This is a genomic window from Microcoleus sp. BM001215392 (assembly GCF_036700185.1).
Taxonomy (GTDB): domain Bacteria; phylum Cyanobacteriota; class Cyanobacteriia; order Cyanobacteriales; family Microcoleaceae; genus Microcoleus.
Map to the genome: position 1 here is coordinate 1 of NZ_JAUBOJ010000755.1, position 1,031 is coordinate 1,031.

Below are 1,031 nucleotides of genomic sequence, written 5' to 3' on the forward strand. Positions count from 1 at the left end.
CCCTAGCCCCCCTTAGGTCGGGGGGGACATGAAGGGAGGGGAGTTGAATGGGTGGCTGGATGCGATCGAGGCGATCGGATAAAATATTAGGCTGCATAATTCAGTCGTTGTGCTTACTTATATTTTAGCATAAAGATCGCACTTTTCTACTTATTCCAAAAGGGCGATCGCGACGCTAATAGTTGTATCTTGGATACAAATGCTATAATAAGTGTTATTTCCAATCTCGATCGCCTTGCTCATACACTAAAGCTATGCCACGTCTTGACCTCTATCACTCCGTCGTCAAAGCTGCTCTTATCAAAGATGGCTGGAGGATAACTGACGATCCGCTTCAGCTTCAGTATGAAGGCTTTAACCTATATGCCGATCTTGGTGCCGAGAGACCTGTTTTTGCAGAACGGCGGGCTGAAAAAATTGCGGTTGAAATTAAAGGATTTGGCAGTCCATCGCCAATTTCTGAACTTGAAAAGGCAGTCGGACAATACGCTCTTTATCGTTTTCTGCTGCAACGCATTCAACCTGAACGGTTGCTCTACCTGGCCATTCCTAATGATATTTACCAAGACTTTTTTCAGCGGTCGCCAATTCGAGATTTTGTGACCGAGCAGCAGGTTTTACTATTCATCTTTAATCCCAACGGCGAGGAGATAATGCAATGGATAAACTAGCTTTTTATAGATCGGCAATTAAAACTCTGATCGACCGCCATGCTGAACTACAAAATGGTAATAGTATAGTCGAAACTGTGCCGATTTGTGATACAGAGGGTGATAACTATTTGTTAATGGCGATCGGGTGGAATAGTTGCGGGCGAGTGCATTCAATTGGCTTTCACTTGCGGATTCGCAACGGTAAGATTTGGATTGAGTGGGATGGTACAGAAGAAGGTGTAGCACAAGAATTGCTGGATATTGGCGTTGACAAGGAAGATATTGTGCTGGGGTTTTATCGACCAGAAAGGCGGGTGCTAACTGAGTTCGCGATCGCCTGAAATTAATCGCTCTTTATAGGGATAATAGCGATCGCAC

General features: G+C 44.6%; 2 protein-coding genes. Both read left to right on the forward strand.

Annotated elements, in window-relative coordinates:
• Nucleotides 1–254: 254 nt before the first annotated feature.
• Complete coding sequence (locus QT974_RS34670) at nt 255–671, forward strand: element excision factor XisH family protein (protein ID WP_333472868.1); 417 nt, start codon at nt 255–257, stop codon at nt 669–671.
• Nucleotides 659–994 carry a XisI protein gene (locus tag QT974_RS34675; protein WP_333472869.1) on the forward strand — a complete coding sequence of 112 codons (336 nt, stop codon included), beginning with the start codon at nt 659–661 and terminating at the stop codon, nt 992–994. Before QT974_RS34670 ends, QT974_RS34675 begins: the two co-directional genes overlap by 13 nt.
• The last annotated feature ends 37 nt before the right edge of the window (nt 995–1,031 follow it).

What these genes read in the sequence shown, in the direction of transcription:
- QT974_RS34670 (WP_333472868.1), top strand. Translation starts at nt 255, where the DNA reads ATGCCACGTCTTGACCTCTATCACTCCGTCGTCAAAGCTGCTCTTATC.
- QT974_RS34675 (WP_333472869.1), top strand. Translation starts at nt 659, where the DNA reads ATGGATAAACTAGCTTTTTATAGATCGGCAATTAAAACTCTGATCGAC.